This is a genomic window from Gordonia caeni, from assembly GCF_039537105.1.
Classification (GTDB): domain Bacteria; phylum Actinomycetota; class Actinomycetes; order Mycobacteriales; family Mycobacteriaceae; genus Gordonia; species Gordonia caeni.
The window spans coordinates 212,740-233,155 of the sequence record NZ_BAAAZW010000002.1 but is presented as its reverse complement, the minus strand read 5'-3'; the positions used below and the strand labels follow the sequence as shown (position 1 = coordinate 233,155).

The 20,416-nt window shown below is 70.0% G+C and carries 20 protein-coding genes; 8 read left to right on the top strand and 12 right to left on the bottom strand.

Annotated features, from left to right (window positions below; genetic code table 11):
• Nucleotides 1-7: 7 nt before the first annotated feature.
• The 5 genes from ABD732_RS03810 to ABD732_RS03790 form a co-directional block, all read right to left on the bottom strand.
• Nucleotides 8-1,606, bottom strand: a complete 1,599-nt coding sequence (locus ABD732_RS03810; RefSeq protein ID WP_344780751.1) for an acyl-CoA carboxylase subunit beta — start codon at nt 1,604-1,606, stop codon at nt 8-10.
• Nucleotides 1,603-2,784: an acyl-CoA dehydrogenase family protein gene (locus ABD732_RS03805; RefSeq protein WP_425552982.1), complete on the bottom strand. Its 1,182-nt coding sequence runs from the start codon at nt 2,782-2,784 to the stop codon at nt 1,603-1,605. The genes ABD732_RS03810 and ABD732_RS03805 overlap by 4 nt, the downstream gene beginning before the upstream one ends.
• Before the next feature lie 61 nt (nt 2,785-2,845).
• Nucleotides 2,846-4,537, bottom strand: coding sequence for an acyclic terpene utilization AtuA family protein (locus ABD732_RS03800; RefSeq protein WP_344780747.1), 1,692 nt, complete (start codon nt 4,535-4,537; stop codon nt 2,846-2,848).
• A gap of 73 nt (nt 4,538-4,610) precedes the next feature.
• Entirely contained in the window at nt 4,611-5,396 is a 786-nt protein-coding gene (locus tag ABD732_RS03795; RefSeq protein ID WP_344780745.1) for a TIGR03084 family metal-binding protein, read from the bottom strand.
• A 90-nt stretch (nt 5,397-5,486) separates the two neighbouring features.
• A complete protein-coding gene (locus ABD732_RS03790) occupies nt 5,487-6,359 on the bottom strand; it encodes a PaaI family thioesterase (RefSeq protein ID WP_344780743.1) in 873 nt (290 codons plus the stop codon).
• A gap of 62 nt (nt 6,360-6,421) precedes the next feature.
• Between ABD732_RS03790 and ABD732_RS03785 the strand changes: the two genes are divergently transcribed.
• The 4 genes from ABD732_RS03785 to ABD732_RS03770 all read left to right on the top strand — a co-directional run bounded on the left by ABD732_RS03785 (nt 6,422) and on the right by ABD732_RS03770 (nt 10,712).
• The gene (locus tag ABD732_RS03785) at nt 6,422-7,093 is read left to right on the top strand and encodes a PaaI family thioesterase (protein ID WP_344780741.1); all 672 of its coding nucleotides are present in this window, start codon (nt 6,422-6,424) and stop codon (nt 7,091-7,093) included.
• Nucleotides 7,086-8,021 (top strand): amidohydrolase family protein, encoded by a 936-nt coding sequence (locus ABD732_RS03780; RefSeq protein ID WP_344780739.1) that lies wholly within the window; start codon nt 7,086-7,088, stop codon nt 8,019-8,021. The genes ABD732_RS03785 and ABD732_RS03780 overlap by 8 nt, the downstream gene beginning before the upstream one ends.
• 62 nt (nt 8,022-8,083) lie before the next feature.
• Nucleotides 8,084-9,658, top strand: a complete 1,575-nt coding sequence (gene fadD1 / locus ABD732_RS03775) for a fatty-acid--CoA ligase FadD1 (RefSeq protein ID WP_344780738.1) — start codon at nt 8,084-8,086, stop codon at nt 9,656-9,658.
• A gap of 10 nt (nt 9,659-9,668) precedes the next feature.
• Nucleotides 9,669-10,712 carry an NAD-dependent epimerase/dehydratase family protein gene (locus ABD732_RS03770; RefSeq protein ID WP_344780736.1) on the top strand — a complete coding sequence of 348 codons (1,044 nt, stop codon included), beginning with the start codon at nt 9,669-9,671 and terminating at the stop codon, nt 10,710-10,712.
• A 64-nt stretch (nt 10,713-10,776) separates the two neighbouring features.
• Here ABD732_RS03770 and ABD732_RS03765 read toward each other — a convergent pair whose 3' ends face one another.
• Genes ABD732_RS03765 through ABD732_RS03735 form a run of 7 tightly spaced genes read right to left on the bottom strand, consistent with a single transcriptional unit; the run spans nt 10,777 to nt 16,842 of the window.
• Nucleotides 10,777-12,039: a hypothetical protein gene (locus tag ABD732_RS03765; protein ID WP_344780734.1), complete on the bottom strand. Its 1,263-nt coding sequence runs from the start codon at nt 12,037-12,039 to the stop codon at nt 10,777-10,779.
• A 6-nt stretch (nt 12,040-12,045) separates the two neighbouring features.
• Entirely contained in the window at nt 12,046-12,603 is a 558-nt protein-coding gene (locus ABD732_RS03760) for a Cif family virulence factor (RefSeq protein WP_344780732.1), read from the bottom strand.
• Between the two features lie 42 nt (nt 12,604-12,645).
• The gene (locus ABD732_RS03755) at nt 12,646-12,837 is read right to left on the bottom strand and encodes a ferredoxin (protein ID WP_344780731.1); all 192 of its coding nucleotides are present in this window, start codon (nt 12,835-12,837) and stop codon (nt 12,646-12,648) included.
• Complete coding sequence (locus tag ABD732_RS03750; protein ID WP_344780729.1) at nt 12,837-14,207, bottom strand: cytochrome P450; 1,371 nt, start codon at nt 14,205-14,207, stop codon at nt 12,837-12,839. Before ABD732_RS03750 ends, ABD732_RS03755 begins: the two co-directional genes overlap by 1 nt.
• Nucleotides 14,207-14,992, bottom strand: coding sequence for an SDR family oxidoreductase (locus ABD732_RS03745; RefSeq protein WP_344780727.1), 786 nt, complete (start codon nt 14,990-14,992; stop codon nt 14,207-14,209). Before ABD732_RS03745 ends, ABD732_RS03750 begins: the two co-directional genes overlap by 1 nt.
• Complete coding sequence (locus tag ABD732_RS03740) at nt 14,993-16,237, bottom strand: cytochrome P450 (RefSeq protein WP_425552975.1); 1,245 nt, start codon at nt 16,235-16,237, stop codon at nt 14,993-14,995. It abuts the gene before it with no gap.
• Nucleotides 16,234-16,842 carry a TetR/AcrR family transcriptional regulator gene (locus ABD732_RS03735; protein ID WP_344780723.1) on the bottom strand — a complete coding sequence of 203 codons (609 nt, stop codon included), beginning with the start codon at nt 16,840-16,842 and terminating at the stop codon, nt 16,234-16,236. Before ABD732_RS03735 ends, ABD732_RS03740 begins: the two co-directional genes overlap by 4 nt.
• Nucleotides 16,843-16,906: 64 nt before the next feature.
• Here ABD732_RS03735 and ABD732_RS03730 point away from each other — a divergent pair, with 64 nt between their 5' ends.
• From ABD732_RS03730 to ABD732_RS03715, 4 genes are read left to right on the top strand one after another with little or no spacing between them, the layout of a single operon-like run.
• Complete coding sequence (locus ABD732_RS03730) at nt 16,907-18,373, top strand: aldehyde dehydrogenase (RefSeq protein WP_344780721.1); 1,467 nt, start codon at nt 16,907-16,909, stop codon at nt 18,371-18,373.
• 44 nt (nt 18,374-18,417) lie between these two features.
• Entirely contained in the window at nt 18,418-19,149 is a 732-nt protein-coding gene (locus ABD732_RS03725) for an SDR family oxidoreductase (protein ID WP_425552974.1), read from the top strand.
• Nucleotides 19,146-20,045: an NAD(P)-dependent oxidoreductase gene (locus ABD732_RS03720; RefSeq protein ID WP_344780719.1), complete on the top strand. Its 900-nt coding sequence runs from the start codon at nt 19,146-19,148 to the stop codon at nt 20,043-20,045. The genes ABD732_RS03725 and ABD732_RS03720 overlap by 4 nt, the downstream gene beginning before the upstream one ends.
• Complete coding sequence (locus tag ABD732_RS03715) at nt 20,042-20,407, top strand: carboxymuconolactone decarboxylase family protein (protein WP_344780717.1); 366 nt, start codon at nt 20,042-20,044, stop codon at nt 20,405-20,407. The genes ABD732_RS03720 and ABD732_RS03715 overlap by 4 nt, the downstream gene beginning before the upstream one ends.
• The last annotated feature ends 9 nt before the right edge of the window (nt 20,408-20,416 follow it).

Below are 20,416 nucleotides of genomic sequence, written 5' to 3'. Positions count from 1 at the left end.
GGTTTCCTCACATCCGGAAGACGCCGAAGTTGCCGGTGCCCTCGATCGGGGCGCCGGCGATGCTCGACAGGGACATGCCGAGGACGGCGCGCGTATCACGGGGGTCGATCACGCCGTCGTCGTAGAGCATCCCCGACAGGAACATCGGGACGGACTCGGCCTCGATCTGTGCCTCGATCATCGCGCGCAGCCCGGCGTCGGCTTCTTCGTCGACGGTGCCGCCGCGGGCTTCGGTGGCCGCGCGGGAGACGATCGAGATGACGCCAGCCAGCTGTGCGCCGCCCATCACGGCGGACTTGGCGCTGGGCCAGGCGAACAGGAACCGGGGGTCGTAGGCCCGGCCGCACATGCCGTAGTGACCGGCGCCGTAGCTCGCCCCCACCAGGAGGGAGATGTGCGGCACCGTCGAGTTCGACACCGCGTTGATCATCATCGCGCCGTGCTTGATGATGCCGCCCTGCTCGTACTCCTTGCCGACCATGTAGCCGGTGGTGTTGTGCAGGAACAGCAACGGGGTGTTCGCCTGGTTGGCGAGCTGGATGAACTGGGTGGCCTTCTGCGCCTCGGCGCTGAACAGCACGCCCTGCGCATTGGCCAGGATCCCGACCGGGTAGCCGTGGATGCGGGCCCAGCCGGTGCACAGCGAGGTGCCGTACTCGGGCTTGAACTCGTCGAAGTCGCTGTCGTCGACGATGCGGGCGATCACCTCGCGCGGATCGAACGGCACCTTCAGGTCCGGCGGCACGATGCCCAGCAGGTCGGCTTCGTCGTACCGCGGCGCCGGGGCCGAAGCCGCGGGCTCGGGCCCCTGCTTCTTCCAGTTCAGCCGGCCGACGATGCGGCGGCCCAGACGCAGTGCGTCCTGCTCGTCATGGGCCAGGTAGTCGGCCAGACCCGAGACACGGGAGTGCATCTCGGCGCCGCCGAGCTCCTCGTCGTCGCTCTCCTCACCGGTGGCCATCTTGACCAGCGGCGGACCGCCCAGGAACACCTTGGAGCGTTCCTTGATCATCACGATGTGATCGCTCATGCCCGGGACGTAGGCGCCGCCGGCGGTGGAGTTGCCGAAGACCAGCGCGATGGTCGGGATCCCCGCCGCGGACAGGCGCGTCAGGTCGCGGAACATCCGGCCACCCGGGACGAAGACCTCCTTCTGCGTCGGCAGATCGGCGCCGCCGGACTCCACCAGGGAGATCACCGGGAGTCGGTTGGTCATCGCGATGTCGTTGCAGCGCAGAATCTTCCGGAGCGTCCACGGGTTGGAGGTACCGCCCTTGATGGTGGGGTCGTTGGCGACGATCATGCATTCGACGCCTTCCACCACCCCGATGCCGGCGACCACGGAGGCCCCCACCGCGAACTGCGAGCCGTAGGCGGCCAGCGGGCACAGTTCCAGGAACGGCGAGTCCTCGTCGACGAGCAGTTCGATGCGCTCGCGCGGAAGCAGCTTGTCGCGCTTGCGGTGCCGGGCCACGGCCCGTTCGCCGCCGCCCTCGAGCACCTTGCGGAACTCCAGGTCGAGTTCGGCCAGCTTCTGGTTCATCGCCTCGACGTTGGCGGTGAACTCCTCCGAAGAGGTGTCGATCTTGCTCTGGATAACGGTCACTGGTCGGTCTCCCGTCGCTGCGTCCGCCCCGCCTGGTACCCCAGTCGTTTCGCCGCCAGGCCGAGGAGGATCTCGTTGGTGCCGCCGCCGATGCCGATGATCCGCATGTCGCGGTACTGGCGTTCGACTTCGGATTCGGTCATGTAGCCCATGCCGCCGAACAACTGGACGGCCTTGTTCGCCACCCATTCACCGGTCTCGACGGCGGTGTTCTTGGCGAAGCAGACCTCGGCGACCAGATCGGCCTCCCCGGCGGCGTACCGGTCGATCACCGCCCGGGTGTAGACGCGGGCCACATCGATCCGGCGCGCCATGTCGGTCACGGTGTCCTGCACGCTCTGGCGGGCGATGAGCGGTTTGCCGAAGGTCTCGCGGTCCCGCACCCAGTCGAGCGTCAGATCGAGGCAGCGCTGCGCCTGCGAGTAGGCCTGTACGGCGAGGCTGGCGCGTTCGGTGACGAAGGCCTGCGCGATCTGCGCGAAGCCGGTGTTCTCGGCGCCCACCAGATTCTCCACCGGAACGCGGGCGTCGGCGAACGACAGCTCCGCGGTGTCCGACGACCGCCAGCCCATCTTGTCGAGCTTGCGGGCCACCGTGAATCCGGGTGCGCCCTTCTCCACCACCAACAGCGAGACACCGGCCGCGCCGGGACCGCCGGTGCGCACCGCGGTCACCACGAAGTCGGCGCGCACCGCCGAGGTGATGAAGGTCTTGGCGCCGTTGACCACGAAGTGGTCCCCGTCGCGCACCGCGGTGGTGCGCAGGTGTCCCACGTCGCTGCCGCCGCTCGGCTCGGTGATGGCCAGGCTGCCGATCTTCTCGCCCGCCAGGGTGGGACGCACCCACTTGTCGATCTGCGCCGGATCGCCGGCCGCGATCAGATGCGGCAGGGCGATGCCGTTGGTGAACAGCGAGGCGAAGACGCCGCCGGCCACCCCGCGGCAGTGCAATTCCTCGTTGAGGATGGACGCGTCGATCACGTCGCCGCCGGAGCCGCCCACCGATTCGGGCACGGCCAGGCCCAGGAGCCCGAGTTCTCCGGCCTGCCGGTGCAGCTCGCGCGGGATCAGCCCCTCGCCCTCCCACTGGTCCTGATACGGAAGGATGTGGCGCTCGGCGAAACCGGCGACGGTCTCGCGCAGGGTGCGGCGCTCGGGGGTCTCCCAAGCGGGGTTCATGATGGGCACGGGTCTCCTTGCTGACGGGGACGGGCAGTTGGTGGACCGGATGCGCCGCCGCTCAGGCGAAGCGCTCCGGGATCGGGACGTGCCGTGACCGCAGCCACTCGCCGAGTCCCTTGGCCTGCGGATCGAAGCGCACGTTCTCGGCGACGCCGCGGCCCAGCAGGCCCTCGATGACGAAGTTGATCGCACGCAGGTTCGGCAGCCGGTAGCGGTGGACCTCCAGGTCGGCCGCCTCGGGCAGCAGTTCCTTGAGCTTGTCGGTGGTCAGGAACGAGTCCAGCCACGCGTACTCGTCGTCGCTGCGCGCCCAGAGTCCGACGTTGGCGCTGCCGCCCTTGTCTCCGCTGCGGGCACCGGCGACGGCGCCGAGCGGCCGGTCTCGCGTGGGGCCCCAGTCGGTGATCGCCGGCGCCGGATCGTCGTCGTCGGCGACCGGTTCGGTGCGCAGCGGCGACGGATCGATCGCAACGGTGACGCCGTCGGGCTGGGTGACGCGGTGCTCCACCAGGTCCGCGTCCACGTAGCCGGGCTCGAAGACGCCGTACGGCGAGCCGTTCCCGGGAGGTGCGGTCAGGGAGAAGCCGGGGAAGCTGGCCAGGGCCAATTCGACCGCGGTGTTGGAGAACTGGCGGCCGACCTTCTTCGGGTCGGTGTCGCGGGCCACGCAGTGCAGGATCGCGCTGGCCTGTTCCTCGGTGTCGGCGTCGGGGCGGTCGTGCCGGACCAGCGTCCATTCCAGTTCGGCCGGACGCTCGGGAAGCGCGGCCTCGAACTGCTCGGTGAACAGGGCCGCCTTCTCCTCGATGTCCAGGCCGGTGAGGATCACGTTCACCTCGTTGCGGATACCGGCGAGGTTGTTCAGCGACACCTTCAGATCTCGCGGGGGCGCCTCGCCCGTGGCCGCCGAGATGGCCACCCGGTCGGGGCCCTCCTGCGTCAGCTGCACCGAATCCAGTCGCGCGGTGGCGTCCGGGTTGAAGTAGCGCGGTCCGCGGACTTCGTACAGCAGCTGCGAGGTGACGGTGCCGAGGTTCACCGCGCCGCCGGTGCCCTCGTGCTTGGTGATCACCGAGGAGCCGTCGGGGTGGAGCTCGGCGATCGGGAAGCCCAGGTGACCCATCGGGATCTCGGTGAAGAACGAGTAGTTGCCGCCGGTGGCCTGCGCGCCGCACTCGATCACGTGACCGGCGATCACCGCGCCGGCGATCGGATCGAGGTCGCGGTGTCCCCAGTCGAAGGCCGCGGCGGCCGGTCCGACGGTCAGCGAGGCGTCGGTGACGCGTCCGGTGACGACGATGTCGGCGCCGCGGGTCAGTGCGGACTTGATGCCGAAGGCACCCAGGTAGGCGTTGGCGGTCAGCGGCGAGCCGAGACCCAGTTCGCCGGCGCGGTCGCTGAGGTCGTCGCCCGAGACGAAGGCGATCTGCGCGTCGACGCCGAGTTCGCCGGCCAGCTCGCGCAGGGCGACGGCCAGGCCGTGCGGGTTGAGGCCGCCGGCGTTGGTGACGATCGCGACCTTCCGGTCGAGGGCCAGCGCGAGGTTCTCGCGCATCTGGCGGAGGAAAGTCTTGGCGTAGCCGGTGGCCGGGTCCTTCATCCGGTCGCGCCCCAGGATCAGCATGGTCAGCTCGGCTAGGTAGTCGCCGGTCAGGTAGTCGAGGTCACCGCCTTCGAGCATCTCCTGCACCGCGGCGAAGCGGTCCCCGTAGAACCCCGAGGCGTTGCCGATCCGTACGACGTCGGTCATGTCGCGTCCTTTGCTGCTCGTGTGTGCTGCTCGTGCGGTGCTGCTGCTCGTGCGGTGGTCGCCGGCCGGGCGCTCAGCCTCGGGCCGGCCGTCCCGGCCCTTTAGGTCCGGCGAAGACCTGCGCGATCGACGCCCACCGCCGGGCTTCGTCGCCGATCAGTTCCAGGTTCAGATCGTCGGGGTGGCTGCGCTGGGTGACCAGCCGGCAGAAGTCCACGGCCGGTGCGCGCACCACGTCCGCCGCGTCCTGCGGCCCCCAGGTCCACAGCTCGCCGGACGGGGCGGTGATCTCCCACCGGAACTCGGCCTCCGGCGCGGGCAGGGCGTTGACCATGTACGCGAAGTTCCGGGTGCGCACCCCCAGGTGCACCACGTTGCGGATCCGGTCGGTGGCCTCGCGCTGCACCCCGAGCGCGTCGGCGACGTCCAGGCCGTGCGCCCACGTCTCCATCAGGCGGGCGGTGGCCATCGAGGGTGCCGACATGGGCGGGCCGAACCACGGGAGCTTGGTGCCGTCCGGGACGGCGGCGAGTGCACCGGCCAGCCGGCCGCGGGTCGCCCGCCAGTCGGCGAGCAGTTCCTGCGGGTCGCGCACCGCCTCCGCCTCCGCGCCCTCGTCGACGAAGCCGGACGGGTCGGTCAGGGCGGTCTGGACCTGCGCGGCGAACCCGTCGGCGTCGGTGATCGCCAGCAGCGAGGCGCGGTCGGTCCACAGCAGATGCCCGATCTGGTGGGCGATGGTCCACCCGGCCGACGGTGTGGGCGTGGCCCACTCCTCCGGCGTCAGGGGCGCCACGAGTGCGTCGAGGGACTCCGATTCGGCATCCAGCGCGGACACCAGGTCGTCGATGAGGGCCATGCGACCAGCTTCACACTCGTCCCGTAAAAAATCAAGCACGCTTGATTGTTTATTGCTTGTGGAGCCTCCCGGCCGCCGTACTCGCCGGGGTCAGTCGAATCGTGCGTCGGCGGTGGCCGACGCCAGCAGCACGTCGCCGTCGTACAGGTCCGCGGCGAACACTCCGAGCCGCCGCCCCACCTTGATCGGGCGGGTGTGGACCTGCACGGTGCGGCCGTCCACCGCGGGCGACCGCAGGAAGGCGACGGTGAAGTCGATCAGCTGATAGCCGGCGCCCGGGGCCGCGGCCTGCGCCGCGAGCGAGAGCCCCTGGGCCACCGCGGCCCCGATCACACCGCCGTGCATGGTGCCCATGATGTTGCCCATCCACGGCGCGGTGGTGCTCGAGAACAGCACCCGGTCCTCCTCGTCGAAGTCCACCGAGCCGCCGAGCAACTGGCCCAGCGGGCCGATGGTCTCCCAGGCCTGGGCGATCGCGTGCACGATCTCCCGGCCCGACTTCCCGGGGCTGGGCGGGGTGGGCGGTGCCGTCCCGCGCGGCGCGGTGGGCTCGGGGATGGCCGTGTGGTCCCCGTCGGAGACCACCTCGCGGCCCACGCGGACGTTGCGGGCCGAGCCGAAGCACAGCGGACGTCCCTGATCACCGGTGATCCTCACCGCGGTGGCTCCGAACCCCCCGGAGTCCATCACCAGTTCGGCGGTGGCCTCGAGCACCTCGTCGACGGCGGGCCGGTCGGACATCGACATCGACAGCCGGGCCTGCACCGAGGAGCCCTGCCCGGCGAAGTAGAACGGGAGTCCGCCGATGTCGTCGAACAGCACGGCGAGGGCGGGCAGATCGATCAGCCCCCGGTGATCGGTCAGGCCCGGTCCGAGGTGCTGGATCATCTCGGCCAGTGCCGAATCGGGGCGCCGGCCCACACCGAAGGCGGAGAAGGGATCAGTGGGCGCTTGGGTCGTCATGGCTTAAGTCCTATCAACTCGCCGTGCGCTCCGCTGTTCCGCCATGGCATATGGTCGGATCTGTGGACTTCCGGATCGAGGACATCACCCCAGAAGAGATCGACCGGCGGCTCGCCGTGGTGGAGCCGCTGACCGATTCGGTACGCGACCTGGTGGACGCGGTGATCCGCTCGCAGGTGAGCGACGACGAGCTGCAGGCCGCGAAGGCGACGATCGACGAGGTGGTCGCCTCCCTGCGCACCCGTCAGCGCCCGGGCGGTTTCGGCACGCCGTACACCCGCGAGTTCATCGGCATGCCCTGGGGCAACGCCGCCGTGGGCGCCCGCAATGCGATCGCCCCGCCGCTGCGGGTGACGCGCTCGGCCGGTCTGGCCGAATGCGACATGGTGCTCGGCGCCGCGTACGAGGGTCCCGGCGGGTGCGTGCACGGCGGGGTAGCGGCCCTGATGCTCGATCAACTGGTCGGCGAGGCGGCCAGCACCGACGGCCTGCCCAGCTTCACCGGCACGCTGACCGTCAAGTACCTGCGGCCGACCCGCCTCGGCGCACTGAACGCGCGCGCCGAGGTCACCGGCCGCGAAGGCCGCAAGACCTTCGTCCACGCCACCCTCTCCGACGACGACGGCGTGACCGTGGAAGCGGACGCGATCATGATCTCCCCCAAGGGCTTCGAGCTGCCGACCGGCGACGCACTCCCGCCGCCGGCGAACTCCCGGGCTGATCGCGATGTGTGACGAGAAGACCGGCCCGGCACCGTTCAGCGACGGCGAGGCCGAAGCGGTCCGCGACTTCACCGCGCAGGTGGGCCTCGACGGCTTGATCGACGTGCACACCCACTTCATGCCCAAATCCGTCCTGGACAAGGTGTGGGCCTACTTCGACTCGGCGGGCCCGATGATCGGCCGCGAATGGCCGATCGCCTACCGCGCCGACGAGGACACGCGGGTGGCCACGTTGCGCGAGTTCGGTGTGCGCGCCTTCTCCTCGATGATCTACCCGCACAAGCCGGGCATGGCGGAGTGGCTCAACGGCTGGGGCGCCGACTTCGCCGCGCGCCACCCCGACTGCCTGCGCACCGCGACCTTCTATCCCGAGCCCGGGGCGGCCGATTACACCGCCGCGGCAATCGAATCCGGCGCCCGGGTCTTCAAGTCGCACATCCAGGTCGGCGAGTACTCCCCGCTCGACCCGCAGCTGGACGGCGTGTGGGGCGTCCTCGCCGACTCGGGCACCCCCATCGTCATCCACTGCGGCTCGGGCCCCGCGCCGGGCACGCACACCGGACCGGAGCCGATCCGCGCGCTGCTGCAACGGTTCCCGTCGCTGTCGCTGATCGTCGCGCACATGGGGACCCCCGAGTACGAAGACTTCGTCGACCTCGCCGAGCAGTACCCGCAGGTGCGGCTGGACACGACGATGAGCTTCACCGACTTCTCCGAAGCCGACGCCCCGTATCCGCCGTCGCTGCTCCCCCGGCTGGCGGAACTGGGCGACAAGATCCTCTTCGGCTCGGACTTCCCGAACATCCCCTACGGCTATCTGCACGCCCTGCAGGCCTGCGCTCGACTGGACCTGGGCGAGGAGTGGCTGCGCGCCGTCCTCTACGACAACGCGGCGCAGCTCTTCGGGATCGGTATCCGGCCACCGGCCGCCGATCGCTGATCGCCGGCCGCCCGATGTCCGATTCGGACACATAGACCTGGAACACGTTCTAGATTTGAGTCATGGCCGAGACCGTGACGCAACTGCTGGAAGAGCGGGCCGGCGACACCGGCACCGCGATCATCTCCGACGAGGGCACCTGGACGTGGGCCGAGTACATCGCCGACGCCCGGCGCACCGCCGCCGCGGTCCTGGAAGCCGCCGACCCGGACCGTCCCGCGCACGTCGGCGTGCTCCTGGGCAACACCCCGGCCATGCTGATCGCGCTGGCCGCCGGGGCGCTGGGCGGCTACGTGACGGTGGGCGTCAACGACACCCGGCGCGGTGCGGCCCTGGCCGCAGATCTGCGCCGCGCCGACTGCCAGATCCTGCTGACCGACGCCGGCCACCGCGCGCTGCTGGACGGCCTGGACCTGTCCGGGATCACCGTGGTCGACGTCTCTTCCCCCGAGTGGACGCAGCGCCTGGGCGCGGCCGGCCCGCTGGAGCCGCGTTCGGTGCCCGGCGCGATGGACCCGTTCATGCTGATCTTCACCTCGGGCACCAGCGGCGATCCCAAGCCGGTTCGGTTCGCGCACATGATGATTCCGTTCGCCGGGCCGCCGCTGGTGGACCGCTTCGGGGTCACCGCCGACGACGTCTGCTACCTGTCCATGCCGCTGTTCCACTCCGCCGCCCTCCTCGGCGGCTACTGCGTGGCACTGGCCGGCGGCGCAGCGATGGTGCCCGCCACGTTCTCCGCGTCGACCTTCGTCGACGACGTGCGCCGCTTCGGCGTCACCTACATGAACTACGTGGGCAAGCCCCTCGCCTACATCCTCGCCACCCCGGAGCAACCCGGCGACGCCGACACCACGCTGCGAGCCGCGTTCGGCAACGAGGCCACCGACCGGGACATCGACGAGTTCGCCCGCCGTTTCGACTGCGAGGTGTGGGACGGCTTCGGCTCCACCGAGCTGGCGATCATCATCACCCGCGAGCCGGGCACCCCCGCCGGTTCGATCGGCAAGGGCTTTCCCGGGGTGGCGATCTACGACCCGGCGACGGTCACCGAGTGCCCGCGCGCGCAGTTCGACGCCTCAGGTGCGCTGAGCAACGCCGACGAGGCCATCGGCGAACTGGTGAACACCTCCGGCGGCGGCCTGTTCACCGGCTACTACAACGACGAGGCCTCCACCGGCGAGCGGCTGCGTGACGGCATGTACTGGTCCGGCGACCTGGCCTACGCCGACGACGACGGCTGGATCTATCTGGCCGGCCGCACCGGCGACTGGATGCGTGTGGACGGCGAGAACCTCGCCGCCGGCCCCATCGAGCGGATCCTGCAGCGGCTGCCGGCACTCAACCGGGTGGCCGTCTACGCCGCCGCCGATCCGGTGGTCGGCGACGCCGTGATGGCGGCGGTCGTGCTCAACGACGACACCTCTCTCACCCCGGACGAGCTGACCGAATTCCTTGCCGCACAGCCGGATCTGTCGCCGAAGGCGTGGCCGTCGTACGTCCGGATCGCCGAGGACCTGCCGGCCACCGCCACCAACAAGATCCTCAAGCGGACCCTGAAGTCCGACGGTCTGCAGGTGGGCGAGGACGTGTTGTGGACGCGGGCGCCGCGCTCCCAGTCGTACGTCCGGGCCTGAGAAGCGCGCTGTGCATCTGGTGATCGGCGGCAACGGCTTCCTCGGCTCACACCTGGTCCGCCGCCTCGCCGCCGCCGGCGAGCAGGTGCGTGTGCTCACCCGGCCGACCAGCGACCTGCGGAGCCTGGCCGGGATGGACGTCGAGCACGTCACCGGCGACCTGTTCGACGCCGCGGCCGTCGATGCCGCGATGACCGGCTGCGACACCGTCTTTCACTGCGCTGTGGACACCCGCGCGTGGCTGACCGATCCGGCGCCGCTCTACCGCACCAACGTGGAGGCCCTGCGCTCGGTGCTCGACGTGGCCGCCCGCCACGATCTTCGCAAGTTCGTGGCCACCAGCACCATGGCCACCATCGGGCGCGGCACCGGGCGGGCGGTGGTGGACGAGTCGCAGCGCTTCGACTGGGCCGACCGCGCGCCGCACTACGTGCTGGCCCGGGTCGCCGGGGAACGTCTCGCCCTGAGCTACGCCGAGCACTCTCGGGTGCCGGTGGTGGCGATGTGCGTGTCCAACACGTACGGCCCGGGCGACTGGGCGCCGACGCCGCACGGCTCGTTCGTCGCCGCGGCCGCGCTGGGCCGGTTGCCGTTCACGGTGCGGGGCATGCGCGCCGAGGCCGTCGGCATCGACGACGCCGCCGACGCGCTCGCCCGCGCCGCGGTACGCGGGGTGGCAGGCGAGCGGTACATCGTCTCCGAGCGGTCCATCGATCTCGGGGACGTGGTGGCCACCGCGGCCGCCGCCGTCGATCGCGAGCCGCCCCGGCTGGTACTGGGCAAACCGGCTCTGTATGCGGCCGGGGCCGCCGGCACCGCGTGGACGCGGCTGCCGCAGGTCTTTCCGCCTGCTCGGGCTCTGCCCGGAGCCGGGGCGCCGCAGAAGCTGAGCCTGGACTCGGTGCGCCTGATGCACGTGATGGCCCCGATGAGCCACGCCAAGGCCGAGCGCGACCTCGACTGGCATCCGCGGCCGGTCACCGAGGCCGTCGCCGAGGGGGCGCGCTTCTGGCGCGACCTGGTCGCCCGCCGCCGCGAGGCGCGGACACGCTGACCTTCCGCCGGATGTGACCGTTCCGTGGTCACATCCGGCGGAAGGTGCGCAGGCGGCGACCCGCTCAGACCGGGGTGATCGGCAGGGACGGTCCGCGGTCGGTGAAGGTGAAGTCCGACCCCGAGGAGAACCGCGTGATCGCGACCTCGCCCGATTCGGGGAGCGCCTCGGCCCCCCGCACGAAGGTCACCACCAGGTCACCGTCGTCCATGCGTCCGGTGGCGACGCGGTACGGGTCCACCGCGGTGGCCATGGCCTGCACCGGTTCCAGGTGGTCGGGAGTCAGCAGCGTCAGCCACCCGCCGTCGATCATCGCCGCCGAGTCGGCCGGCAGCCGCAGCTCCACATCGTCGCCGGAGACGTGCACGCGAGCACCCGTGTACTGGACCGGTCCCAGGATCGGGTGCAGCGACAGCACCCGCGCCAGGGACTCGGCGTCGTCGGACAGGCCCAGCACCGCGCGCAACCGGCCGGCGGTCAGGCCCGCGATGCCGGTGAGCTGTTTGCCGAAGATGTCGCGGGCCTGCTCCTCGCTCTCGGCGTAGCGCCGCACGCTCAGCAGGAAGCCCAGGGACAGCAGATGATGCGCCAGCGCCACCTCCTCGGCGATCCGGGCCAGCGCACTCGCCGAGAACTCGCGGAACTGCAGATCGTGCACCAGCGGCCCCCGGTAGTCGGTCATCCCGCCGGGGTCGTCCGGGTCGATGGCACTGAGCTCCACCGTCGCTGCGCGCGTGGTGAACACGTGCTCGGCGTCGGGGGGCAGCGGCAGCTCCGGGCGGTCCGGCTCGATGGTGACCGTCCACGCGCAGTGCGGGGTCCGGTCGGCCGGGGTGCGCGGCGGCCGGTGGATCGGCCGGATCCGCGCCCGCCGGTTGGTGGCGATCGCCGTCGCATCGAAGGTGGGGTCCTCGATGTCGTGGCACATGGCGGTCACGTACTCGTCGCCGAGCGGTTCCACGTCCATCAGGGCGCCGCAGTGGTCCAGCACGAAGGCACCGTGGTTGCGGTCGGTCACCTCGTACCGGAAGTCCATGAACTGCGGCGGTGCGCCGATGTCGAGCTGGAGGCACTTGAACATGTCCTCCACGCCGTCACCGTCGATGCCGAGGGCGGCGCGCATCCGGTGCGTGTACACCGGGCTGGCGGCCATCCATTCCTCGATGGCCACGCGCGTCATGGTCTCGCGGCCGAAGGCGCTGATGAGGTGCGCCATGCCGCTGCGGTCGATCAACTGCCCGGACAGGAGCAACTCCGGGACCAGGGCTGCCAGCTGCGCCTGCTCCAGATCGGGGTAGCCCAGACCGAGCGTGGGGCTGTCGGTCATGTCAGATCACCAGAGCGCGACCGGTGCCTGGCCGATCGGGTACCAACCCGGCAGGTCACCGGGCGCGGACTTCTCGATCCGGGCGAGCATCCCGTCGCTCATCTTCTTGTCCTTCATCAGCTCGATGAACAGCGCGGTGACGTTCCCGAAGTCGAAGAAGTCACGCTGCCAGGAGAACTGGAAGTCGCCGGCGTACTTGAACCAGCTGCCCTGGATTCCGTCGAGTGCATAGTGACTCCCGTCCTCGCGGGTGGCCTCGTAGACCTGCTTCCACAGGCCCAGCATGTCGCCGGTCTTCTCGTCGATCACCCAGGCCTGGTACGGGTAGGTCCATCCCTCCAGGCCTTCCATCTCCTGCCCGAGCGCCAGGTCGCGGATCTCGTCCCGGCCGACGGCCATGAAGTCCTTCTCCGGCCCGTAGTTCCAGCCGTAGGTGGCGTCCTCGGTGTAGAACTCGGCGAGCGGGCGCCAGTCGCCTGCCCGCTCCGCCTCGTCGTTGGCCGCGAGCCAGCGCTCCACCATCTCATCCAGTTCGGCCCGATCGAAAGATCCGGTCTCGGTCATCGTGATCTCCAATGTCTCGTCAGTTGTTGGGAACGGATTCAGTCAGTCTTCGACGAGGCGCAGTGCCTGCGTCGGGCAGTACTGCACTGCCGCAGTCACTTCCGCGCGCAGCGATTCGTCGGGGTTCGGATTCAGGAGCACCACGTGGTCGCGGTGCGCCTCGAAGACGTCCGGCGCCTCCATCTCGCACATCCCATGTCCCTGGCACAGATCCAGGTCCACTTCGACGCGCATCACGCGCCTCGCTTGCGGTAGCGCACGTTGCACGGCTTGGCCAGCTGCACCACCATCTTCGAGTGGTCGTTGTGGTACGAGTCGGCCGGCTGCGCCAGCTCGAACTCGTAGTTCTGCAGCAGCACCGAGAAGATGGCTTTGAGTTGCATCACGGCGAACTGTGCACCGACGCAGCGGTGTCGGCCGGCGCCGAACGGGATCCACGTCCAGCGGTTGGCCAGATCCTCCTGGCGCGGCACCAGGTTGCGGTCGGGGTCGAAGCGGTCGGGCTCGGGGAAGTCCTCGGGCAGCCGGTTGGAGACGGCCGGGGAGACGGCGATGGTCTGACCGGCTTTGACCTCGTGGCCCTCCACCTCGAAGTCCTCCTGTACCACGCGCATCAGGACGATCAGCGGCGGGTGCAGCCGCAGCGCCTCCTTCAGCGAGGCTTCCAGCTTGGGGATCTGCCGCATGGCGGCGAAGCTGTACTCCACCGGTTCGCCGCTGTCGTCCGGGGTGTAGATGGCGTCGAGTTCGTCGACCACCTGCTCCAGGTAGCCCGGGTTGCGCAACAGTTCCAGCAGGGTCCACGCCGCGGTGCCCGAGGTGGTGTGGTGCCCGGCGAACATCATCGAGATGAAGATCCCGGTGACGGTGTCCGGACTGAACATCAGCGAGCCGTCGTCGTTGCGCAGGGAGACCAGCACGTCCATCAGGTCGCGGTCGTCCTTGTCCGCCGGCGGACTCGCGATCCGCCCGTCCATCACCCCGCTGATGAACTCCACGAGCTCCTCCCGGGCGGCGTCGCGGCGGCGGAAGCTCTCGATGTCGGCGTGCGCGTCCACGTACGCCATGGGGTCGGTGCCCTTCTCCAGGTCGTGGTAGAGCTCGGCGATGTGCCCGTCGAGCTCTTCGCGGAACTTGCGGCCGATGAGGCACGACGACGACGTGTACAGCGTCAGCTCGCCGAAGAACTCCAGCAGGTCGATCTCGCCCTCGTCGCCCCAGTCGGCGATCATCCGCTCCACCTCGGCGGGGATGGTGACCGCGTGCTGCTTCATGTGCGCGCCCTTGAGGGCCTGGTTGTGCAGCATCTCGCTGCGGCGCTCAGGGCTGGTGTCGAAGACGACGCCCTCGCCGAAGACCGGCGTCATGAACGGGTAGGCGGCCGCCTGATCGAGCAGGTCGTCGGGCGCCCGGAAGAACTCCTCGTTGGCGGCGGCGCCGGAGACCAGCACGATCTCGCGGTCGGCGAGCTGGAACATGCCGACGTCGCCGCACTCTTCGCGGACTCGCCAGAACAGCGAGATCGGATCGGTGGCGAGCTCGGTGAGGTGGCCGTGTTCGTCGTCGCCGCCGGACACGCGCCGCGGCTTGAGCAGAGTGGTCATCAGATGTTTCCTTTCGTGGCGACGGCACCTTCGGCCTCGATCTCCAGCTCACGCAGGTGCGCCCCGCGCGGCATGGTGACCATGGCGTGGATGCCCTGCGCGATGTGCTCGGGCCCCAGGAAGTTTCCGTGGCGGGCCAGCCCGAACTTGATCCAGTCGTTGAGCATGCGTTCGGTGTCGGCCTGGTCCAGATTCATGCCCATGCCGGTGAGCGTCTGTCCGGGGCGCACCACGCCGGCGCGCACGCCGGTGCCCTCCAGTTCCATCGCGATGGTGGTGACCAGGCCGTCGATTCCGGACTTGGCCGCCACGTACGCCGACGACCACGGGCGCGGGCGCTTGGCCACATCGGAGCCGATGAAGACGATGTCCCCGCGGCCGCGGTCGATCATGCCGCCGATCACCGCGCGGTAGATGCGGAAGGCGCCGGTGAGGTGGATGTTCACCTGGTCGCTGAAGGCCTCGGGACTGGTCTCGTACGACAACCCGATCGCCAGATCCCCGGCGCCGGCGACGACGATCTCCACGTCCCCCAGAGCTTCTGCGGCGAGCGCCACGCAGGTGCGCACCGACTCGTCGTCGGTCACGTCCAGCGGGACGGCGACGGCTTCGGCGCCGCCGGCGCGCAGTTCGGCGGCCAGGGTCTCGAGCACGTCGACGCGGCGGGCGGCCAGGGCGACCGGATAGCCGGCTTCGGCGAACCAGCGCGCCGTCGCCGCACCGATGCCCGACGAGGCGCCGGCCACCAGCACGGGGCGTCGTTCGGGATGCGGAAGGAAGGCCATTCAGCGCACCTGCACCTTCATCGGCAGCTTGGCGAAGCCGCGGACGTTGACCGAGTGCACGCGTTCGGCGCCGGCTTCGTCGATCTCGAAGCTCTTCACGGTGCGGGCCATCTCGGCCAGACCGATGTTGGTCTCCAGCCGGGCCAGGTGCGCACCGAGGCAGAAGTGGGTGCCGAGCCCGAAGCTCAGGATTGCGCGCGTCGAATCGCGGCCGAGCCGGTACACGTCGGCGTCGGGACCGAAGACCTCTTCGTCGCGATTCGCCGAGCCGACCAGCAGCAGGATCCGCTGTCCGGCTTCGATGGTGTAGTCGCCGAACTCGACTTCTTCGGCCACTCGGCGCAGCAGCATCTGCGAGGACGTGTCGTAGCGGAGGGTCTCCTCCACCCAGTCGCTCACGTTCTGCTCGTCGGGATCGGCGAAGACCGGCGCCAGCTCGCCCGGGTTGCGGTTGCCCCAGAAGACGGAATTGGCCAGCAGCTTGGTGGTGGTCTCGTTGCCGGCCACCACCATCAGCATCATGAAGCCGATGATCTCGTCGTCGGTGAGTCGCGCCAGTTCCCCGTCGTCGCCGACCATCTCGGCGCCGATCAGCGCGGAGACCAAGTCGTCGCCCAGGTTCTTGCGTCGTTCGGTCAGCAGCTCGGTGTAGTAGCGGTGCAGTTCCAGGTAGGCGTAGATGGCGGCCTCGGGGACGTCGGTGACGCCCTCCTCGCGATGGATCAGCAGGTCGGACTGGACGCGCAGGTGCGCGCGGTCGGCGGTGCCGACACCGAGCAGCTCGGAGACCACGTCCATCGGCAGCAGACCGGCGAAGTCGGCGATGTAGTCGAACTCGCCCATCTGCAGGCACTTGTCCCAGTGCTGCGCGGTCAGCTCGGTGATGCGACCGGTCAGCTCGTTGACGCGGCGCGGCGTGAAGCCCTTGGAGACCAGCTTGCGCAACCGCAGGTGGCGCGGGTCGTCCATCGCCAGAAAACTCATCGCCTTCTCGGCGTGCGGGTTGTACGACGTCGGGTCGATCGAGACGCCCCAGCTGTTGGACAGCCGGACGTTGTCGCGGAAGCCGGCGGCCACGTCGGCGTGCCGGGACAGCGCCCAGAAGTCGCCGTCGGAGTTGTAGTAGACCGGCGCCTCACGACGCAGGCGCTCGTAGGTGGGGTACGGATCCTCGTGGAAGTCGTACGAGTAGGGGTCGAACGGGATCAAGGTCTGCATCCCGCGGTCGGCGGCGGCCGTCATCATGCCTCCTGGTCGAGTGTGGGCTGGTTCTCCAGAAGCAGACGTGCGGTGGCGACCAGCCGCTCCGAAGTCTGCTCGTAGGTCAAGTGCCCCATGCCGGCGTGCACCAGGCCACCGGCGTAGAGCATTTCGAGTGCTTCGACGACGGGCCCGGGATCGGCCGGGTCCACGTCGAGGGCCTGCGCCAGGCGCTGGCGGATGAAGCCGCCGACGCGCAGGCGCAGATGTTCCACGTCCGGGTCCACGCCCAGCAGGGCGACGGTCACGGCGCCGCCGAGCTGGCCTTCGCCGGCGACCACCATCGACACCCCGCGCAGCACCTGCGCCACGCGCTCGATCGGAGCGAGCTCCGGGTCGGGTTCGGGCACGCCCGCGGCGAGCCGGCGCCAGAAGACCTCGGCGACGAGGTGGTTCTTGGACGAGAAGTACGTATAGGCGGTCGCCGGGGCGACGCTGGCCTTCTTGGCCACCGCGCGCACGGTGAGCCCGTCGAAGCCGTCGGCGTTGAGTACCTCGACGGCCGCGTCGGCCAGGCGGGCGACGGTCTCGGCCTGCTGCGGCGTGAGGCGGCGGCGGGTGGACTCCTGCGAGAGGGTGCTGCTGGACATGAGACCGACGCTACACTAGGTTTGAACCACAGTCCAGACACCTGTCCAGATGGAGTTCCAGTTCATGCCTTTGCGTCCCGAAACCGCCTCCCGCCTGCTGATCGACGGCACCTTGACCGCCGGATCCGGCGGCACCTTCGACGTGGTCAACCCCGCGACCGAGGAGGTGATCGGGCAGGCCGCGCAGGCCACCTCCGCCGATATGGACGCGGCGATCGCCGCCGCCCGCCGCGCCTTCGACACCACCGACTGGTCCCGCGATCACGCCTTCCGTGCCCGCTGTCTGCGCCAGCTCCGCGATGCGCTGAAGGGACACGTCGACGAACTGCGCGAGCTCACGATCGCCGAGGTCGGCTGCCCGTCCTTCCTGACCCACGGCCCGCAGCTCGAGGGTCCTATCGACGACCTCGGCTACTTCGCCGACCTGGCCGAGAACTACGACTGGACCGTCGATCTGGGCGAGGCCGAACCGATGGGCATCAAGAACCATCGCGAGGTGCGCTCGGAGGCCGTCGGCGTCGTCGGGGCCATCACCCCCTGGAACTTCCCGCACCAGATCAACTTCGCCAAGATCGGCCCCGCCCTCGCGGCCGGATGCACCGTGGTGCTCAAGCCGGCCCCCGACACCCCCTGGTGCGCCGCGCTGGTGGGCGAGGTGATCGCCACCGAGACCGACATCCCCGCCGGCGTGATCAACATCGTCACCTCCACGGACCACCGGCTCGGTGAGCAGCTGACCGCCGACCCGCGCGTGGACCTGGTCTCGTTCACCGGCTCCACCGCCACCGGCCGCGCGGTGATGTCCACGGCCGCGCAGACGCTCACCAAGGTCTTCCTGGAACTGGGCGGCAAGTCGGCCTTCCTGGTCCTCGACGACGCCGACCTGGCCACCGCCTGCTCGATGGCCGCCTTCAACGTCGTCACGCACGCCGGTCAGGGCTGCGCCATCACCACCCGGCTGGTGGTTCCGCGGGAGAAGCTGGCCGAGGCCACCGCCCTCACCCGCGACGCGCTGGCCGGCCTGGCCGCAGGCGATCCGACGAAGCCGGGCACCGTGTGCGGACCGCTGATCTCGGCCCGCCAGCGCGAGCGCGTCGAGGAGTACCTGCGCATCGCCGTCGAGGAGGGCGGCACCATCGAGACCGGCGGCGGCCGGCCCGAGGGCCTCGAGCGCGGCTACTTCGTCTCCCCCACTCTGATCTCCGGGCTAGACAACTCCGCGCGGGTGGCGCAGGAGGAGATCTTCGGTCCGGTGCTGGTAATCCTTCCGCACGACGGCGACGACGACGCGATCGCGATCGCCAACGACTCCCCCTACGGCCTGTCCGGGCAGGTGTGGGGTACCGATCCGGAGCGGCTCGACCACGTGGTCAACGGTGTGCGCACCGGAACCATGGGCGTCAACGGCGGCATCTGGTACGCCGCCGACGTCCCGTTCGGCGGCTACAAGCAGTCCGGTATCGGCCGCGAGATGGGCGTCGCCGGTTTCGCCGAATACCTGGAGACCAAGGCCGTCGCACGGCCCGCCTGACCTTCCCGTCCCCCAGTTGCCCCCCCCTACCGAAAGGCATTCCCATGCAACGTTTCTCCGACAAGACTGCGATCGTCACCGGTGCCGCCGGCGGCATCGGCGAGGCCTATGCCCGCGCCCTCGCCGCCGAAGGCGCGAATGTGGTGATCGCCGATGTGAACGACGAGGCCGGCGCCGCCGTCGCCGAGTCGATCGGCGGTCTGTACGTCCACACCGACGTCGCCGATCCCGAGTCCGCGCAGGCGTTGGCCACCGCCGTGACCGAGAAGTACGGCTCGGTGGACTATCTGGTGAACAACGCCGCCATCTACGGCGGCATGCAGCTGGACTTCCTGATCACCGTGCCGTGGGACTACTACAAGAAGTTCATGAGCGTGAACCTGGACGGCGCCCTCAACGTGACCCGCGCGATCTACCCGCACATGAGCTCCGGCAGCGCGATCGTCAACCAGTCGTCCACGGCGGCATGGCTCTACAGCGGCTTCTACGGGCTGGCGAAGGTCGGCATCAACGGGCTCACCCAGCAGCTGGCCGTCGAGCTCGGCGGCCAGGGCATCCGGGTCAACGCGATCGCCCCCGGCCCCATCGACACCGAGGCCACCCGCACCACCACCCCCAAGGAGATGGTGCAGGACATCGTGAACGGTCTGCCGCTCAAACGATTCGGGACGCCGGAGGATCTGGTCGGCATGTGCCTGTTCCTGCTGTCGCCGGAGGCCGACTGGATCACCGGCCAGATCTTCAACGTCGACGGCGGACAGGTCATCCGTTCATGACCGCGGACGGCACCGGCGCCCCGGTCCGGCTCGGCTACGTGGGGCTGGGCAACATCGGCGCTCCCATGGCCGGGCGGCTGGCCGCCTGGCCCGGCGGCCTCACCGTCTTCGACCTCGACGCCGAGGCGGTGGCGTCGCTGGTGGAGCAGGGCGCCACGGCCGCAACCGATCTCGCGGCCCTCGCCGGTGCGGCCGACGTCATCGGCATCTGCGTGGTGAACGACGACCAGGTCCGCACCGTGATCGACGGGCTGCTGCCGGCGGCCGCGACGGGCACCATCATCACCGTGCACTCCACCATCTCCCCGGAGACGGCCGCCGATCTGGCGGCCGCGGGCGCCGACTGCGGTGTCACGGTGCTCGACGCGCCGATCTCCGGCGGTGCAGCCGGTGCCCAGCAGGGCCGGCTCGCCATCATGGTCGGGGGTCCGCGCGCCGCCTACGAGCAGATCAAGGAGCCGTTCTCCCTCGCCGGCGACATGCTGGTGCACGCCGGCGACCAGGTGGGCGCCGGCACGCGGATGAAGCTGGCGCGCAACCTGCTTCACTTCATCTCGTTCACCGCGACCACCGAAGCCGCCCGGCTGGCCGAGGCCGCCGGGATCGATCTGGCCAAGCTCGGCCGGGTGGTCCGGCACACCGATGCCATTACCGGCGGGGCGGGGGCGATCATGCTGCGCGAGAGCACGGCCCCGATCGACCCGGACGACTTCTGGCACGACATCTTCACCCACGTCCGCGGGCTGGGCGAGAAGGATCTGGGGCTGGCGCTGGCGCTCGGCGGCGAGCTCGGCGTCGACCTGCCGCTGGCCGAACTGGCCCTGCGCGATCTGGCCGCGGGCCTCGGCGTCCCCCACCGGAACCAGCAACCCGACAACCACGGAGGAGAAGCATGAACGAGCAGCGCCGCAAAGGCCTGGCAATGATGTCGGAGGTCTACGGCTGGGAGATGGCCGACGGGCCCGGTGACTTCTTCGCGCACACCGCCGATCAGGTCTTCGGCGAGGTGTGGTCCCGCGAGGGGCTCACCCACCGCGACCGCCGGCTGATCCTGCTCGGTGCGCTGGCCGCGGGCGGTCACGTGGACATCGCCGAGATGCAGGCCGGCGCCGCCCTGGGCAACGGCGAGCTGACGCCCGAGGAACTCGACGAGATCGGGCTGTTCCTCTGCTACTACGTCGGCTGGCCGCTGGGCAGCAAGATGACCATGATGTTCGGCGACGTGATCAAGAAGCACCGCAAGGCAACGCGCGACTGAACCGCTCGC

Bases quoted from the DNA above. Each gene is read 5' to 3' on its own strand.
- ABD732_RS03805 (WP_425552982.1), bottom strand. From the start codon at position 2,784: ATGAACCCCGCTTGGGAGACCCCCGAGCGCCGCACCCTGCGCGAGACC.
- ABD732_RS03800 (WP_344780747.1), bottom strand. From the start codon at position 4,537: ATGACCGACGTCGTACGGATCGGCAACGCCTCGGGGTTCTACGGGGAC.
- ABD732_RS03795 (WP_344780745.1), bottom strand. From the start codon at position 5,396: ATGGCCCTCATCGACGACCTGGTGTCCGCGCTGGATGCCGAATCGGAG.
- ABD732_RS03790 (WP_344780743.1), bottom strand. From the start codon at position 6,359: ATGACGACCCAAGCGCCCACTGATCCCTTCTCCGCCTTCGGTGTGGGC.
- ABD732_RS03780 (WP_344780739.1), top strand. From the start codon at position 7,086: ATGTGTGACGAGAAGACCGGCCCGGCACCGTTCAGCGACGGCGAGGCC.
- fadD1 (WP_344780738.1), top strand. From the start codon at position 8,084: ATGGCCGAGACCGTGACGCAACTGCTGGAAGAGCGGGCCGGCGACACC.
- ABD732_RS03765 (WP_344780734.1), bottom strand. From the start codon at position 12,039: ATGACCGACAGCCCCACGCTCGGTCTGGGCTACCCCGATCTGGAGCAG.
- ABD732_RS03760 (WP_344780732.1), bottom strand. From the start codon at position 12,603: ATGACCGAGACCGGATCTTTCGATCGGGCCGAACTGGATGAGATGGTG.
- ABD732_RS03755 (WP_344780731.1), bottom strand. From the start codon at position 12,837: ATGCGCGTCGAAGTGGACCTGGATCTGTGCCAGGGACATGGGATGTGC.
- ABD732_RS03750 (WP_344780729.1), bottom strand. From the start codon at position 14,207: ATGACCACTCTGCTCAAGCCGCGGCGCGTGTCCGGCGGCGACGACGAA.
- ABD732_RS03745 (WP_344780727.1), bottom strand. From the start codon at position 14,992: ATGGCCTTCCTTCCGCATCCCGAACGACGCCCCGTGCTGGTGGCCGGC.
- ABD732_RS03740 (WP_425552975.1), bottom strand. From the start codon at position 16,237: ATGATGACGGCCGCCGCCGACCGCGGGATGCAGACCTTGATCCCGTTC.
- ABD732_RS03735 (WP_344780723.1), bottom strand. From the start codon at position 16,842: ATGTCCAGCAGCACCCTCTCGCAGGAGTCCACCCGCCGCCGCCTCACG.
- ABD732_RS03730 (WP_344780721.1), top strand. From the start codon at position 16,907: ATGCCTTTGCGTCCCGAAACCGCCTCCCGCCTGCTGATCGACGGCACC.
- ABD732_RS03725 (WP_425552974.1), top strand. From the start codon at position 18,418: ATGCAACGTTTCTCCGACAAGACTGCGATCGTCACCGGTGCCGCCGGC.
- ABD732_RS03720 (WP_344780719.1), top strand. From the start codon at position 19,146: ATGACCGCGGACGGCACCGGCGCCCCGGTCCGGCTCGGCTACGTGGGG.
- ABD732_RS03715 (WP_344780717.1), top strand. From the start codon at position 20,042: ATGAACGAGCAGCGCCGCAAAGGCCTGGCAATGATGTCGGAGGTCTAC.